Annotated in this window: 14 protein-coding genes and 1 pseudogene; 13 read left to right on the top strand and 2 right to left on the bottom strand. The window is 38.0% G+C overall.

The window, feature by feature from the left end; genetic code table 11:
* The first annotated feature begins 3 nt into the window (after positions 1–3).
* From CJZ72_RS00895 to CJZ72_RS00880, 4 genes are all read left to right on the top strand, one after another.
* Positions 4–642, top strand: coding sequence for an ATP-binding cassette domain-containing protein (locus CJZ72_RS00895; RefSeq protein ID WP_095443554.1), 639 nt, complete (start codon positions 4–6; stop codon positions 640–642).
* Positions 643–668: 26 nt separating this feature from the next.
* Entirely contained in the window at positions 669–1,151 is a 483-nt protein-coding gene (locus tag CJZ72_RS00890; RefSeq protein WP_232509771.1) for a hypothetical protein, read from the top strand.
* A gap of 258 nt (positions 1,152–1,409) precedes the next feature.
* Positions 1,410–2,264, top strand: coding sequence for a BglG family transcription antiterminator LicT (licT, locus tag CJZ72_RS00885; protein WP_095443553.1), 855 nt, complete (start codon positions 1,410–1,412; stop codon positions 2,262–2,264).
* A gap of 79 nt (positions 2,265–2,343) precedes the next feature.
* Positions 2,344–4,236 (top strand): beta-glucoside-specific PTS transporter subunit IIABC, encoded by a 1,893-nt coding sequence (locus CJZ72_RS00880; protein WP_095443552.1) that lies wholly within the window; start codon positions 2,344–2,346, stop codon positions 4,234–4,236.
* Positions 4,237–4,300: 64 nt separating this feature from the next.
* Here the strand turns inward: CJZ72_RS00880 and CJZ72_RS00875 are convergent, their stop codons facing one another.
* Complete coding sequence (locus CJZ72_RS00875) at positions 4,301–5,197, bottom strand: MurR/RpiR family transcriptional regulator (protein ID WP_005880364.1); 897 nt, start codon at positions 5,195–5,197, stop codon at positions 4,301–4,303.
* Between the two features lie 221 nt (positions 5,198–5,418).
* On the opposite strand from CJZ72_RS00875, the gene CJZ72_RS00870 reads away from it, so the two are divergent.
* The 9 genes from CJZ72_RS00870 to CJZ72_RS00830 all read left to right on the top strand — a co-directional run bounded on the left by CJZ72_RS00870 (position 5,419) and on the right by CJZ72_RS00830 (position 15,118).
* Complete coding sequence (locus CJZ72_RS00870; RefSeq protein ID WP_095443551.1) at positions 5,419–6,813, top strand: 6-phospho-beta-glucosidase; 1,395 nt, start codon at positions 5,419–5,421, stop codon at positions 6,811–6,813.
* Complete coding sequence (locus tag CJZ72_RS00865) at positions 6,813–8,243, top strand: 6-phospho-beta-glucosidase (RefSeq protein ID WP_095443550.1); 1,431 nt, start codon at positions 6,813–6,815, stop codon at positions 8,241–8,243. Before CJZ72_RS00870 ends, CJZ72_RS00865 begins: the two co-directional genes overlap by 1 nt.
* Before the next feature lie 118 nt (positions 8,244–8,361).
* A complete protein-coding gene (trxB, locus tag CJZ72_RS00860; RefSeq protein ID WP_258079036.1) occupies positions 8,362–9,315 on the top strand; it encodes a thioredoxin-disulfide reductase in 954 nt (317 codons plus the stop codon).
* A 387-nt stretch (positions 9,316–9,702) separates the two neighbouring features.
* Complete coding sequence (gene nfsA / locus CJZ72_RS00855; protein WP_227260292.1) at positions 9,703–10,443, top strand: oxygen-insensitive NADPH nitroreductase; 741 nt, start codon at positions 9,703–9,705, stop codon at positions 10,441–10,443.
* Between the two features lie 304 nt (positions 10,444–10,747).
* Positions 10,748–12,475, top strand: coding sequence for a phospho-sugar mutase (locus CJZ72_RS00850; protein ID WP_095443549.1), 1,728 nt, complete (start codon positions 10,748–10,750; stop codon positions 12,473–12,475).
* Positions 12,476–12,544: 69 nt separating this feature from the next.
* Entirely contained in the window at positions 12,545–12,838 is a 294-nt protein-coding gene (locus tag CJZ72_RS00845) for an ArsR/SmtB family transcription factor (RefSeq protein ID WP_005880349.1), read from the top strand.
* Positions 12,839–13,173: 335 nt separating this feature from the next.
* On the top strand, positions 13,174–13,515 hold the full coding sequence (locus tag CJZ72_RS00840; protein ID WP_095443548.1) for an ArsR/SmtB family transcription factor: 342 nt from the start codon (positions 13,174–13,176) through the stop codon (positions 13,513–13,515).
* Entirely contained in the window at positions 13,512–14,204 is a 693-nt protein-coding gene (locus CJZ72_RS00835; protein WP_095443547.1) for a type 1 glutamine amidotransferase domain-containing protein, read from the top strand. The genes CJZ72_RS00840 and CJZ72_RS00835 overlap by 4 nt, the downstream gene beginning before the upstream one ends.
* Positions 14,189–15,118, top strand: a complete 930-nt coding sequence (locus CJZ72_RS00830; protein ID WP_095443546.1) for an NAD-dependent epimerase/dehydratase family protein — start codon at positions 14,189–14,191, stop codon at positions 15,116–15,118. The genes CJZ72_RS00835 and CJZ72_RS00830 overlap by 16 nt, the downstream gene beginning before the upstream one ends.
* Here the strand turns inward: CJZ72_RS00830 and CJZ72_RS15185 are convergent.
* Positions 15,119–15,298: pseudogene (locus tag CJZ72_RS15185) on the bottom strand (hypothetical protein). It abuts the gene before it with no gap.
* Positions 15,299–15,726 lie beyond the last annotated feature (428 nt).

The following is a 15,726-nucleotide window of genomic DNA, read 5'->3' as shown; positions in this document are numbered from 1 at the left end:
GGGATGACAGAAATTTTTTCTATAAAAAATTGTACGAAGATAGTCAATAAACAGCGACTTTTCCATTTGGATGATTTTTCCGCAAACACAGGAGAATTGATTACTATTTTGGGCAAGAGTGGCGCCGGAAAAAGCACATTGTTAAATATATTAGGTTTAAACCAGGAATTTACTTCTGGAGAATTTCATATATTTGGAAAGTCCGTAAATAAGCTGACGAACAAAGAAAAGATGGAGATTAAAAGAAAGGAAATCTCTTTTTTGTTTCAAGATTTTGGTTTGATCGAGTATGAAACAATTGATTTTAACCTAGATATTGGATTGAGATTTAAAAAAATGTCTATGAAAGAAAGAAAAACAGCAAAGATAGAAATCTTGAAGAAAGTTGGGTTAGAGAAGAGGTTGAAAACACCTGTATATTTACTATCTGGAGGAGAAAAACAGCGAATTGCCTTGGCTAGGACATTTTTGAAGAACGGAAGGATCATTCTTGCAGATGAGCCCACAGGTTCGTTAGATGATTCGAACAAGAAAATCATTTTCAGTATTCTGCAAGAGTTAGTTGCTGAGGAACGTTTAGTTATAGTAGTAACACATGATACCGAGTTAGCAACTTTGGGAACAAAGTGTATGATGCTTTGATTTTAAAGAGAGAAGGGAAGATTAAAATGAAAATAGTAATGCAGATCGTTGTCGTCGTTTCAGCAACTATAGGATGTTTGACTGTATCTGAAAATAGTGCCGCAAATGAAGTAGGTGAATTGGATTATTCTTCCACACAACCAGGCTACATTCATTTTGATGCTGCAGGCAATATCATTGATTCATCTCTACCAAAAACGATTCACTCACGCGCTACAATTAATCATAGTTCTGGAAGATGGGTCTATTATTCGGAAAAATCAGGGAATAAAAAAATAGGTAATTCGAATCACTACAGCCATATGTACAATCGTCATGGTGCAAAAGCAAAAGTAGGAAGTGTAGTGAAGTCAGCAAATGCTACGAATAAAAAGTGGGCTTATGCGAAAGCGACTGGTGGAAAAAACGATACTTTTTCTTGTTGGTACAATCCTACTAGATGGTACAAAGTATTTGAGTTAACTTGTTGCATGCGTTATTACATAAAAAGATATCGCTTCTTTGCCTAATATTTTTCGCCCTAGAGTTGATGCAAAATCGTTTCAGGCAGCTATTTGGTTTTCAGTGAAATTTTATAGCACGTACAAAAGAAAGCGTTGACATTTATTTCTGCTTTCGCTAAGATAGAGAAAACAAAATAACTTGGATAGTGATTGCATCACGCAAGCTAAACCTAATGAGTCACCTTGTATCTTGAGGGGAGACTTTTTAGGTTTTTCTTTTTGCTCTGAACCAGTATTGAGTATGTCTCATAGAAAGGAGAAGCCATGCGGATCGAGAAAATATTGAATAACAATGTCGTGATCACAAGAAATGAGTTGAATCAGGAAATGATCGTGATGGGGAAGGGATTAGCTTATAAGAAAAAGACGGGGGACAAAATTGCAGAAAAATGTATTGATAAGAAATTTCAGCTGGCAGATGATCGGGTAGCGAAATATTTCCAAAAATTAGTACAAGAAATTCCGTTGAAGTACATCGAATGGTCGTATGAAATCATCGAAGATACGAAAAAAATGTTGCGCGTACCCTTAAATGAATCGATTTATATTTCTTTGACAGACCATCTTTATACAGCAATCAAACGGAAACAAAAGGGAATCGAGCTCCCGAATGTTTTACTTTATGACATCAAGCAATTATTTCCAAAAGAGTTTCAAATCGGCAAACGGATGCTCGAAAAAATGTTGGATGATCATGGGATTGAGTTATCTGAAAATGAAGCAGGTTTTATTGCCTTACATTTGGTCAATGCTCAGACAGATCGCAACCAATTGGAGAATATGTATCTTTTTACAAAAACACTTCAAGATATTTTGAACATTGTTCGTTACTATTATCAAATGACGTTCGATGAAGAATCAGTTGCTTTTTTTCGATTTGTCACACATTTACGCTTTTTTCTGACACGTATCATGAACACGTCTAAACCAGTGGATAGCGATGTAGAAGAAGAGTTACTGCAAGTGATCCAACGAAAATACCCAGTTGCGCTTCAATGCGTGAAAAAAATTGCATTTTTTTTAGATGAGAGTTTGGATTACCAAGTTTCTCAAGATGAAATCGTATATTTAACGATTCATGTCGCACGATTGAGGCATGAGCATCGTTTGAAAAATTAAGAAAGGAGCAGGCAAGACAAATATAAAAAGGATGGTGACATTTAGTTGGCTAAACCTTCAAATCAATGGAGGGAAAAAAATGAGGAAATATCAAGCATTAGCAGAAGAAATTGTTCAAGCAATTGGAGGAAAAGAAAATATTCATGGTTTGACTCATTGTATTACACGGTTACGTTTTAAATTGAAAGATGAAAATAAAGCACTAGATAAAAAGCTGAAAAAGATGTCAGGTGTAGTGACAGTCATGAAAAGCGGGGGACAGTACCAAGTGGTGATAGGGAATCATGTCCCAGATGTGTATAGCGAAGTAGTGACCGTGGCAGGTATAGGAGAAGAGGGCGGCGAGCTGACGCAAGAGGGAAATCTATTTAATCGCCTGATCGATATTTTAAGTGGCTGTTTTCAACCGTTTCTTGGAGCGATGGCTGCTGCAGGGATGGTGAAAGGGTTAAATGCCTTGTTCCTATTTTTAGGGTTTTATGCAGATAATTCCGGGACGTATACGATGCTTAATGGAATCGGCGATGCAATTTTTTACTTTATGCCAGTAATCTTAGGGTATACAGCTGCCAAGAAATTCCATTTGAACCCAATGGTAGGGATCGTGATTGGCGCAGCGCTTTGTTACCCGACTGTTCAAGGTCCCGCTTTGCAAAGTGGATTTGAAGCAGCTACACCTGGAGTAGGGGCACCGTATCATTTACTAGGATTGCCCGCTTATGAAACTTTTTTGGGGATTCCATGGGTAGGAGCTAGTTACACGAGTAGTGTGGTACCGGTAATTTTTATCATTGCATTTGCCGGACATATCCAAAAAATCGCTAAAAAAATGATTCCAGTTGTTGTCCAAACCTTTGTTGTTCCTTTTTCGGTTCTGCTGATTGCCTTACCGATCGGATTTTTAGTCATTGGACCGATCGTTAGCTTATTGACGGAACTACTAAGTACCAGCTTTCAGTCTTTGATGGCTTTTTCTCCTGCTGTGTATGGTGCGGTTCTTGGTTTCTTTTGGCAAGTTTTGGTTATTTTCGGATTGCATTGGAGTGTCATCCCTCTTGCAATCATGCAGATGGCACAAAATGGATCTAGTCAAATATTGACGGCAGTTTTCGGTGCTAGTTTTGCACAAACAGCAGTAGTGCTTGCGATGTATTTCAAGTTTAAGGATAAAAAGATGAAGGCACTGTGTATGCCGGCAGTCATATCCGGTATTTTTGGTGTAACTGAACCAGCGATCTATGGGATTACACTTCCGAATAAAAAGCCATTTATTTTTTCAATGATCGGTGGCAGTATCTCAGGGATTTATCTGATGGTTTCAGGGGCAACTGGGTATACGATGGGCGGATTAGGTATCTTCGGCGTAGTAAACTATCTAACGGGAACGGATGCAAGTGGGATGTATCACGCATTTATCGGTATAGCGATCGCTTCTGTCATTGGCTTTTTCCTCACATTCTTTTTATGGAGAGATCAAACACCAGAAACAACGAGTACTATTGAGGATAAAAGAAAAGAAATTGTGCTGACACCGATTGAAGGGCGTGTCACACCGTTAGACCAAGCAATTGATCAAGCATTTGCTAAGGGAGTAATAGGAAAAGGTAGTTTGATTTATCCAGATAAAGGGGAAGTTTTAGCACCGTTTGATGGAACAGTTTTGACTTTATTTCCAACAAAACATGCGATTGGATTAGTGTCAGAGACAGGCCTTGAATTATTGATCCATGTGGGTGTAGATACCGTTCAATTGGAAGGGAAATATTTCCAATCATTTGTTGCACAAGGTGACAAAGTGACGAAAGGCCAAGTACTTCTCAAATTTGATAAGGAAGGTATTGAAAAAGCAGGGTACAGCATCGAGACACCAGTGATCATAACCAATGCAACGGATTATGAATCAATAGCTGAAAAAACAGGGATCATCGTCAATAATGGCGATGAGCTGCTTACTGCTGTGACGAGTCTATAAGTGGAAGAAAGAGTGTGCTCTGTTTATTCATTGGCAAACAAGAACAAACGGAGCACACTCACGATTAAGAGTTGCGTAAATAAGTGGAGGGCTCTTCCATGATCGATGAACTGATTGGTCGATTATCCACTTTTTGACCGATTTTAATCAGATGATCTAAATTTCTTTGATAATCTTCTGCAAACACACATCCGTATAACACATCTAGCAAATAACAGATCGATGTGTTGATGGTAAAATTACTGATTTTTGAATATAAGCGTTCCCTTGTAGTCATGCGTAATACAGCTGTACTGAGAGAAGAAAGGGTCGAATCTCCAATACTGGTTAGAGCCAAAATGGGAACGTGGATTTCCTGTAAAATGGCTGCTGTACGTAGGATCGTTTTATTTTCTCCAGTATAAGAGATCAAGATTGCACAGGTGTCAGGGGTACAGTTATAGGCTTCGTAGTATGTTTCCCCGAAAGTTGTGACGATTGTGACATCGTGTTTGATCCGTTTCATTTTTAGCATAAAGTCTTGAGAAATCAATGTGTTGGAGTTGCTGGAAAAAAGGACGATTTTTTTTGCTCTCAATAAAAGCTGTTTTGCTTTTTGTAGTTCATCGTGATGGAGGAGAGATAACGTATCTTCAATCGTCATCCGTTCTAGAGAAGCAATTTTGTTTGCAATGGTCATGATCCCTTCGTTTTCTAAAAAGGGAAGATTGGCATCGACTTCTTGAAAATTGCCTTCAAGATATTCTGTTTCTGTAACCAAAGCTTCTTTAAAAGTCACCCACCCGCTAAAGCCGAGTTTCTTTGCTATCCGTATCAATGTAGAAGGATGAACGTAACATGTTTTGGCAATTTGTTGGATCGTCAATTCATTTAGCTGATGTTCATGCGTTTGAATAAATTCGATAACAACAGTTTCAGATGGTGAAAAAGAGGTTTGTTTTATTTTCTCCTGTAATAACATGTTGCATCTCCTTTGCAGTTTTTTAGAATTTTGTGTAAATGAATTGTAAACGTTATACAAGGTAGTGTCAATTGTTACTAGCCTTATTCGCAGGATTTTTACAAATAAATCTGTATATAAACGAATATATGTAAATCAATATTCAAAAAAGCGACAAATTATTGAGATATTTTTTTACAAGAAACATAATATAGTTGTAAACAAAATGAAGGAGTGAGTCTATGAAGCAAGGAGTCAAGATTGCAACGATTGGCGGAGGAAGTAGCTATACCCCTGAATTGATGGAAGGCTTTATTAAGCGATATGAAGAATTACCTATTAGAGAAATATGGTTAGTCGATGTGGAAGAAGGAAGTGAAAAACTAAGGATCGTCCGTGAAATGTCACAGCGTATGTGGGATGCTTCCCCATATGACGTTCAGATCTATGCGACATTGAACAGAGAAGAAGCATTGAAAGACGCCGATTTTGTTACCACACAGTTTCGAGTTGGCCAGCTTGATGCACGAGTGAAAGACGAACGTATCCCTGCTTACTACGGTATGTTGGGGCAAGAAACGAATGGTGCGGGAGGAATGTTCAAAGCATTTCGCACGATCCCAGTCGTCTTGGCTATCGTAGAAGAAATGAAACAGCTTTGCCCGAATGCTTGGTTGATCAATTTTGCTAATCCAAGTGGGATGGTCACAGAAGCAGTTGTGCGTTACGGACACTGGGAAAAAGTCATCGGTCTGTGCAATGTTCCTGTAATGGCCATGATGACGGAACCAGGAATGTTAGGAGAGGCGAAAGAAGATCTTATCTATAAATTTGCTGGTTTGAATCATTTCCATTGGCATAAAGTAGCGGATGCGAAAGGGAATGATCGTACAAATGAGTTGATTGATCGATTGTATGCGGATGATAATGGCTTACCGAAAAATATCTTTGATGTTCCTTTCTTTAAAGAACAATTAAAACAAATGCAAATGATTCCTTGTGGATACCATCGCTATTACTATCGGGAAGAAGAAATGCTTCATCACGCGTTAGAGGAGTATCGAACGATCGGAACAAGAGCACAACAAGTGAAAGAAACAGAAGCAGAATTATTTGAATTATACAAAGACCCTAAGTTAGACCATAAGCCAGAACAATTACAAAAACGTGGAGGCGCGTATTATTCAGATGCGGCTTGCGAAACGATTGCTTCTATCTATGGGAATAAAGAGACACAAATCGTGGTTTCTACGAAAAATGATGGAGCAGTCCCTGATCTGCCAGCGGATTGTGTAGTTGAAGTGACAGCTTACGTGGGTGCGAATGGAGCTAGAAATGTTGCCTTCGGTTCTTTACCACCTGCAGAAAGAGGCTGGCTCCAAGTGATGAAGAACATGGAGTTATTGACGATCGAAGCAGCTGTAACAGGCGATTATGGCACAGCACTCCAAGCCTTTACGATCAATCCGTTGGTCCGTTCTGGCGAGACTGCCAAGCGAATCATGGATGAATTGTTTATTGCCCATGAAGCGTATTTACCACAATTCAAGCAAACGATCGACCGTTTGAAAGAAGACGGTATTGAAGTAAAAGATGAAGTTGCACGAAATTTAATCAAAGTGACGGAGGAGATATAATGGCATTTAGAAAAGATTTTTTATGGGGCGGAGCTACAGCTGCCAATCAATGTGAAGGTGGCTATGATGAAGGTGGTCGTGGTTTAGCGAATGTCGATGTCGTTCCTATCGGTGAGGATCGATTTTCTGTGATTACTGGTCAAAAAAAGATGTTTGATTTTGATGAGGAACATTTCTATCCTGCAAAAGAAGCAATCGATATGTACCACAACTACAAAGAAGATATCGCACTATTTGCAGAAATGGGTTTCAAAACTTATCGGATGTCCATCGCTTGGAGTCGTATTTTTCCAAAAGGGGATGAAAAGGAACCAAATGAAGAAGGATTGAAATTCTACGAAGATGTATTCAAGGAATGCCAAAAATATGGCATTGAACCCTTGGTGACCATCACACATTTCGATTGCCCAATGCACTTGGTCGAAGAATATGGTGCTTGGCGATCACGGGAACTGATCGGTTTTTATGAAAACCTTTGTCAGGTGATCTTCAATCGTTATAAAGGTTTGGTCCATTATTGGCTAACCTTCAATGAAATCAATATGATCCTCCACGCTCCATTTATGGGTGCTGGACTCTACTTTGAAGAAGGCGACAATATTGAACAAATCAAATATCAATCTGCCCACCATGAATTAGTAGCCAGTGCGATCGCTACGAAGATTGCTCATGAAGTTGATCCAGAAAATAAAGTGGGCTGTATGCTGGCAGCGGGGACCAATTATCCGTTTACTTGTAAACCAGAAGATGTTTGGGCATCAAGACAGGCAGATCATGAGAACTATTTCTTTATCGACGTTCAATCAAGAGGAGAATATCCGGCATACGCTCTTAAGAAAATGGAACGTGATGGGATCGTGATCGATATGACATCCGAAGATTTGGCACTTTTAAAAGAACATACTGTCGATTTTATTTCATTTTCATATTACTCTTCACGAGTAGCTACCACTGATCCAGAATTATTGGAGCAAACCGCCGGAAACATCTTTGCGTCGGCGAAAAATCCTTATTTAAAAGAAAGTGAATGGGGATGGCAAATCGATCCTTTAGGCTTGCGTATAACGATGAACGATATCTATGATCGCTATCAAAAACCTCTATTCATTGTCGAAAACGGCTTAGGCGCAATCGATACTCCAGATGAAAATGGCTACGTTGAAGACGATTATCGTATCGATTATTTAGCACAGCATATCCAAGCGATGAAAGATGCAGTGGAACTAGATGGAATTGATTTGTTAGGCTATACGACTTGGGGATGTATCGATCTAGTTTCTGCAGGAACAGGAGAAATGAAAAAACGTTATGGATTCATTTACGTGGATCGTGATAACTACGGAAATGGAACACTGAAACGTTCAAAGAAAAAATCATTTGACTGGTATCAAAAAGTGATTGCAACAAATGGAGAAGATCTAAGTAATTAAATATAGTCTAAAAAGTCTATTGTTTTTAAGCTGAATTCTCGAGTATAATAAGTCTATTCGAAATTGTAAGCAGAACAATAGACTTTTTTTGGTATAGGCTGTAAAGTAGGCTTACTTGATTTCTAAATGGAGGAATGTACATATGTATGATGTTATCGTAATTGGTGCGGGGCCTGCTGGTATGACTGCCGCATTGTATGCTTCACGTTCAAATCTATCAGTGGCTATGATCGAACAAGGTGCTCCTGGGGGACAAATGAACAATACAGCTGAAGTAGAAAATTATCCAGGCTTCGATTCGATCATGGGACCGGATTTAGCGTATAAAATGTATGAAGGAGTGTCAAGATTTGGCACTGAAAACGTGTATGGTATCGTTCAAGATATCAAAGACCATGGCGATTATAAAGAAGTCATCTGTGAAGACAAAAGCTATGAAGCAAAAACAGTGATCATTGCTACAGGATGTATCCACCGTAAATTAGGCGTTCCAGGCGAAGAAGAATATGCTGGACGTGGCGTTTCTTATTGTGCAGTTTGTGATGGTGCATTTTTCCGCAACAAACGTTTAGTGGTCATCGGTGGAGGAGATTCAGCAGTAGAAGAAGCAATCTACCTTACTCAATTTGCTTCCGAAGTAGTGATCGTTCACCGTAGAGATGAGTTGCGCGCACAAAAAATCATTCAAGATCGAGCTTTTGCAAATGAAAAGATTTCTTTTGTCTGGGATACGGTCACTGATGAAATCATCGGGAATGATATGGTCGTCACAGGAGTCAAAGCTCACAATGTCAAAACAAATGAAACAGTCGAATTAGCGGCTGATGGTGTTTTCATCTATGTGGGACTTGATCCATTAACTGAACCATTCAAAAAAGCAGGATTGACGAATGCAGCAGGCTGGATTCCAACGGATCAAGACATGCGTACAACGATGCCAGGTGTCTTCGCAATCGGCGATGTCCGTGAAAAAGACCTACGTCAAATCACAACAGCTGTTGGAGATGGCGGGATTGCTGGACAACAAGTGTATAAATATCTTGAATCATTAGGTGAACCAACTGAAGCCTAGACAAAAAGTATAGCGTTAATTGCTAAAGGTGGGCGCTTAGGCGTCATTTCCTACTTCTATTATTGGTTCCAACAATCGATAAAAAGAATGAAAAATAGATATAATCGAGATTTTGGACCACTCTCTGGCTATTTGTCGGGGGGTGGTCCATTTTAGTGGAGATAAACAGATGTGTTTGCACAGGAAGTTTATCAATAAATGACTATCTTAAGAAGTGATGTTCCGGCATCGTTTTTTTCTCCAATTTCTCAAACCGAAACGACCTCTTTTGATATCTACATTTACACTATAGAAACAGGTGGAATCTTTCGACCAAATGTTTTTTTGAGTGATCACTACAAAAATGGTAATATAGGACGTAATTTAAAGGATAAGGGGAAATCTCACATGAATGAAACCATTGAATTATTAAAAAAACATGTTTCAGTTAGACAATTTTTGGATAAAAAAATCAATGAAGAACAAGTAAAAGAATTGATACTGGCTGCTCAGTCCGCATCTTCTGCAAGTTTTTTACAAGCATACACGATTATTGGCGTAGAGGATGATAAATTAAAAGGGAAGATTGCTGAATTAGCTGGAAATCAGCCTTTTATTTCCGAAGGTAGTCACTTCTTTGTCTTTTGTGCAGATCTGCAAAGATTACATCGGTTATCACAAGAAAGGAATATTGATATCCAACCAATGCTCGAAGGAGTTGATGCTATTCTAGCAGGGGCGATCGATGCGAGTTTAGCCGCACAAAATATGACTGTTGCAGCAGAATCAATGGGCTTGGGAGTTTGTTATATTGGTGGTATTCGCGATGCTATTGTAGAAATATCTGACCTGTTAGAATTACCAGAATATGTTTTTCCCGTTTTTGGATTAGTTGTAGGATATCCAAAAACTAAAAATGAATTGAAACCTAGGATTCCAATGGCGGGTATCTACCATATAGACAAATACAACAAGGATACAGATGAAATCATCAATGAATATGAAGAAACAACAAGACGATATTATACTAACCGTATAGGCAATTCTAGTAATAAAACGTGGGGAGATGGCACAGTAAATAGTTTCCATCGATTGTCTAGAATGGGAATGAAAGACTATCTAAACAAGCAGGGTCTTGCAAAAAAATAGAACCAGATTGTTAAAAAATAGGAGTGTTTTAACTGATTCCTATGGGCTATGAACGTTCATAGAAACAATCGTTTGATTCCACCATGGCATTTGCTGGTGGATAAAGTGAATTAGGTACAAAAATAATTACTACAAAAAATGCTTGAACACCTCTTTTTGAGTGTTTTTCTTTTAATCGTATCAAAACAAAAAACGGTGGTTTTGTCTGAGAATAGGGTATTGTTTTCGTGTCATGCGCTTTTCTATATAAAAAGAGAATGCTATACTAAGGAAGGAACATATTTTAGAAAGAGGTGTTAGCTTCATGTCTTGGGAACAAGTATACGAGCAATGGGCAAATGAAGAAAATTTAGAAGAAAATTTAAAACAACAATTAAATGATCTGCGTCAAGATCCTGAAAAATTGGAAGATGCTTTTTATGCACCATTAGAATTCGGGACAGCTGGCATGCGAGGAATCTTAGGTCCTGGAATCAATCGAATGAACATCTATACGGTCAGACAAGCTACAGAAGGGCTTGCACGTTTCATGGATACACAAGGAACAGAAATAAAAAAACGCGGGGTAGCAATTGCGTATGATTCACGTCATCAATCACCAGAATTTGCAATGGAAGCTGCAAAAACGTTGGCACAACACGATATTCCATCTTTTGTTTTTGAAAGTTTACGACCAACACCCGAGTTATCTTTTGCGGTCCGTCATTTGAATACGTTTGCGGGTATCATGGTGACAGCTTCACATAACCCTGCCGCTTATAATGGTTATAAAGTATATGGAGAAGATGGTGGGCAAATGCCGCCAGCTGACGCGGACGCATTGACAAAATATGTTCGTGAAGTAAGCAATCCATTGAAAGTAGAAGTACTGGAAGACGAAAAAGCGAAGGCAAGTGATTTGATCACGATTATCGGAGAAGAAGTGGATCGTGCTTATCTTGAAGAAATCAAAGCTGTAACGATTGATCAGGAGTTAGTCGAAACAATGGGGAAAGATTTGAAATTAGTGTACACCCCATTACATGGAACTGGTAAGATGCTTGGAGAAAGAGCATTGAAACAAGCTGGTTTTGAACAATTTGTATTAGTACCAGAGCAAGCAATCCCAGACCCAGACTTTACGACAGTCAAATCACCAAATCCAGAAGAACATTCTGCTTTTGAATATGCGATGCGTCTTGGTGAAAAAGAAGACGCAGATTTATTGATTGCTACCGATCCAGATGCCGACCGTTTAGGGGCGGCTGTACGTCAGCCAGACGGTACTTACAAGGTACTGACAGGAAACCAGATCGGTGCATTGTTGGTTCAATACATTCTAGAAGCACATCAATCTCGCGGCACACTTCCTGAAAATGCTGCTGTTCTTAAATCGATTGTTTCTAGCGAATTACCTGCAGCTATTGCAGAAAGCTATGGCGCAAAGATGTTGAATGTTTTAACAGGTTTCAAATTTATCGCAGAAAAAATCCACCAATTTGAAGAAGATCATTCCCAAACTTTCATGTTCGGTTTTGAGGAAAGCTATGGCTATTTAGTGAAACCATTTGTGCGGGATAAAGATGCGATCCAAGCATTGCTACTATTAGCCGAAGTTGCTGCTTTCTATAAAAAACAAGGAAAAACATTGTATGATGGATTACAAACGATTTTCGAAAAATATGGGTACTATGCGGAAAAAACGATATCTGTTACCATGAGTGGCCAAGAAGGGTCAGCTAAGATCGCTGCGCTAATGAAACAGTTCCGCGATAATGCACCAACTGAATTCGCCGGTGCTAAGGCCCTTCAAACAGAAGATTTCAAAGAATTGACAAAAACAGACACTGAAGGAAACGTTGAGAAATTGACGACACCACCTTCTGATGTATTGAAATACGTATTGGAGGAAGATGGTTGGATCGCTATTCGACCTTCAGGAACAGAGCCGAAAATCAAGTTTTATATCGGAGTCAAAGGCGAATCTGCCGAGGATGCTGAAAATAAAATCAACCGGTATGAAGCAACGATCAAAGAAATGACAGAAGAATAAAAAGACTTGAGACTGACAGAAAAAGTGGTAAACTTTAGAAGTCAGTCTTTTTCGATGGAGGTGAACCGATTGTCAGACAACCAGAAAAGCGAAGTAGAAAAAGTCAGTCAGTTGTTTAAAGTATTAAGTGATCCAACCAGATTAAAAATCTTGATCTATTTAAAAGATGGTGAACAAAACGTCACAGCAATCAGCCAAGCAGTTGAAATGGAGCAGTCAGCTGTTTCCCATCAGTTACGTTTGTTAAGAGAAAATCATGTCGTTAAATCACATCGTGAAGGAAAAGCAATCTTGTACAGCTTAGATGACTTCCACGTATTAGATATTTTGGAACAAACATTGAAACACGTTGAACATCAGTAAAAATAGGTGATTTTCACATTTGTTTGGCTCTAAGCCAAATAGTGTGGTAGTCAAATCACTTGGAAGTGTGGGACAAAACTGATTTTTAGTTTTGTCCTCCACTCTTTTTTTGTATGATCAAATAATTTCCCCAAGGTTTTGCTGGATCAGCATTTTCTTTCTATGGTGACGAAAAGTCCTAAAGCTGAATGGGAATCTTTTTGTGATCTTGATCAGGTTGTTTTTCATTTTGTTCATTTAGCTTATTTCCAAGGGTTCGAGTGTATTTTATTGAAATAATCTTTTTTATATGGTTTAATAGTTTAAACCTTCGAACTATAAAAGGAGAGATTATTTTGGCTGATTATTCGATGTTAAAACAAGAGTTATATGATTTGAGCGATTTTTTGATTGCCCTTGGTGATAAAAAAAGGCAAGCAATCATTATTCGCTTGCTTGAAGAAAAAGATTGTGCGGGACTACAAGTGACTTCATTACAAGAAGAAATTAATTTATCTAGACCTGCGATTTCACATCATTTAAAAATTTTAAAAGATGCAAAGATTGTTAATTTCAAGCAAGAGGGAACAAAAAATTTTTACTATCTTGACCATGAGCAAACTGAGATCAAGAAGCTTCAAAACTTTTTAAATAATGTTGTTAGCATCATGAATGAGACTGAGAGGGAGAATTTATGAAAAAAGTATTGATTGTTGAAACCAATAGTAATAAATATGCTGGTACAAATGAAGCAACGGGGCTTTGGTTAGGTGAAAGTGCGGAATTTGTTGATGAACTCTATAAACATAATGTGGAAGTTGATTTCGTAAGCCCTTTAGGTGGATTTGTTCCTCTAGACCCTAGGAGCATGAAATATATAGATAAAGATATCATGAAAATATATTCAGAAGAAAAATTTGTGCAAGAAGGTTTGATAAATACGAAAAAACCAAAAGATATAGATCCCAATAATTATCATGCGATTTATTATACAGGGGGACACGGTGTGATGTGGGATTTTCCTGATAATAAAGAAATACAAGAAATTGCTCGAATCATTTATGAAAATAATGGTTATATTCTATCTGTTTGTCACGGGGTAGCTGGACTATTCAATATTAAAGATAGTGAAGGCAACTTTTTGATTTCTGGAAAAAGAATTACTGGCTTTACAAAAGCAGAAGAAATTTTGGCAGGAAAAGCGAAAGTTGTTCCTTTCTTTAATCAAAAAGTAGCTGAAGAAAGAAATGCTCTATTTCAAAAAAAACGATTCTATAAGGAATTTGCATTAAAAGATGGGCGGATTATTACCGGGCAAAATCCGTTTTCTGTACGAGCTGTCGCAAAATTATATCTTGAGGAGCGAAAGACATGCAAACAATTTTAGGAAGCAATGGACAAATAGGCCATGAACTAGCAAAAGAATTATCCAAACATTATACAACCGACATTCGATTAGTCAGTCGAAAACCTAAAAAAATCAACCCTACGGATCAACTGGTTTCAGCAGATTTAATGGACTTTAATCAAACCAAGAAAGCGATCGAAAATAGTGATATTGTTTATTTCACCGTTGGCTTACCAATGGACTCTGATCTTTGGGAAAACAATTTTCTTAAAATTACTACGAATGTTATTCAGGCTTGCAAAGAATCCAACAGTAAGCTTGTTTTTTTTGATAACACATATATGTATCCAAAAGATAGTACACCACAGGATGAAAATACTAACTATTCACCTGTAGGAAGAAAATCTATCATACGTTCTAGGATGGCAGAATCAATAGTAAGCGAAATGGAAACGGGGCGTTTAGAAGCAGTTATTTGTCGCGCTCCAGAGTTTTATGGACCAGGTAAAACACAAAGCATCACAAATACGCTGGTACTAAACAAAGTTAAAAGTAACGCTACCGCTATTATCCCTGTCAATAAAGATACGTTGCGTACATTGATATGGACCCCTGATGCTAGCCGAGCAATGGCATTGATTGGAAATACACCAACAGCCTATGGTCAGATTTGGCATTTGCCTTGTGATGAGCCTCATACCTTTCAAGATATGCTCGATATTTCTGAAAAAATACTCAATAAATCATTGAAGTATAAAGTCATTCCTTTATGGCAATTTAAAGTAGCTAAGCTTTTCAGTAAAAAGGTACGGGAATTAGATGAGTTACTTCCTAGATATGAGGTCGATAATGTTTTTGTATCCGACAAATTCAAAAAGACTTTTCCTGATTTTAAAATTACCTCTTTTGAAACAGGAATCTCTCAAATACTCACTGAAAATAGTTCAAAATGATTATAAAAAATGTGGGACAAATCTAGAATTCAGTTTTGGTACAGATTCTCGAATAAACGGCGGGAGCAGAAGCAACTCCTTCGGAAGTAAGCCGAAATTCACAAAAATTTGAAAAGCAATTTTCGTTCATTTCTTCTTATTTCTCGGAGTTAAACACTTCTGTCCCAGCCTCTCTCGAATAAACGGCGTCCAAAAGTCAGGATTTTCGGAAATTTCAAAAAAACGAGCAATACGTTATTTGTATTGCTCATTTTTTTTTTTATTTCTCAAACCTAAACGACTTTTGGCTCGACCTCTTTTATAAATTTAATTAGCAGTACTAGATGCTGGTGGACATGTAGGCGGAAAGGGAGGACTTAAAAATGATTGAGGACATTTAAAATGTTTGGAATCCTATCTTTCTGTTCATACAGAAGTAATCGATGAGGAGAACGTGTAACGTGCCAATAAAAATTTGACTAAGTAACAACTGACGACTGAAAAAAATCTTGAATTTAAAAAATAAATCTGTATGTATTCAAAAAGAAGAACGAGATTCGGAAGTATTATCCAGATGATATTAGTGAAAAGAACGTAGGTAGTGACGAACAAGGAAACTATGTAAAAAT

Origin of the sequence: Enterococcus durans (assembly GCF_002277935.1) — a bacterium.
Classification (GTDB): Bacteria; Bacillota; Bacilli; order Lactobacillales; family Enterococcaceae; genus Enterococcus_B; species Enterococcus_B durans.
The sequence above is the reverse complement of the archived record's forward strand: the minus strand, read 5'-3'. Positions and strand labels throughout refer to the sequence as shown.

Bases quoted from the DNA above. Each gene is read 5' to 3' on its own strand.
- CJZ72_RS00895 (WP_095443554.1), top strand. From the start codon at position 4: ATGACAGAAATTTTTTCTATAAAAAATTGTACGAAGATAGTCAATAAA.
- nfsA (WP_227260292.1), top strand. From the start codon at position 9,703: ATGAATGAAACCATTGAATTATTAAAAAAACATGTTTCAGTTAGACAA.
- CJZ72_RS00830 (WP_095443546.1), top strand. From the start codon at position 14,189: ATGCAAACAATTTTAGGAAGCAATGGACAAATAGGCCATGAACTAGCA.
- CJZ72_RS00880 (WP_095443552.1), top strand. From the start codon at position 2,344: ATGAGGAAATATCAAGCATTAGCAGAAGAAATTGTTCAAGCAATTGGA.
- CJZ72_RS00870 (WP_095443551.1), top strand. From the start codon at position 5,419: ATGAAGCAAGGAGTCAAGATTGCAACGATTGGCGGAGGAAGTAGCTAT.
- CJZ72_RS00850 (WP_095443549.1), top strand. From the start codon at position 10,748: ATGTCTTGGGAACAAGTATACGAGCAATGGGCAAATGAAGAAAATTTA.
- licT (WP_095443553.1), top strand. From the start codon at position 1,410: ATGCGGATCGAGAAAATATTGAATAACAATGTCGTGATCACAAGAAAT.
- CJZ72_RS00835 (WP_095443547.1), top strand. From the start codon at position 13,512: ATGAAAAAAGTATTGATTGTTGAAACCAATAGTAATAAATATGCTGGT.
- CJZ72_RS00865 (WP_095443550.1), top strand. From the start codon at position 6,813: ATGGCATTTAGAAAAGATTTTTTATGGGGCGGAGCTACAGCTGCCAAT.
- CJZ72_RS00875 (WP_005880364.1), bottom strand. From the start codon at position 5,197: ATGTTATTACAGGAGAAAATAAAACAAACCTCTTTTTCACCATCTGAA.
- CJZ72_RS00890 (WP_232509771.1), top strand. From the start codon at position 669: ATGAAAATAGTAATGCAGATCGTTGTCGTCGTTTCAGCAACTATAGGA.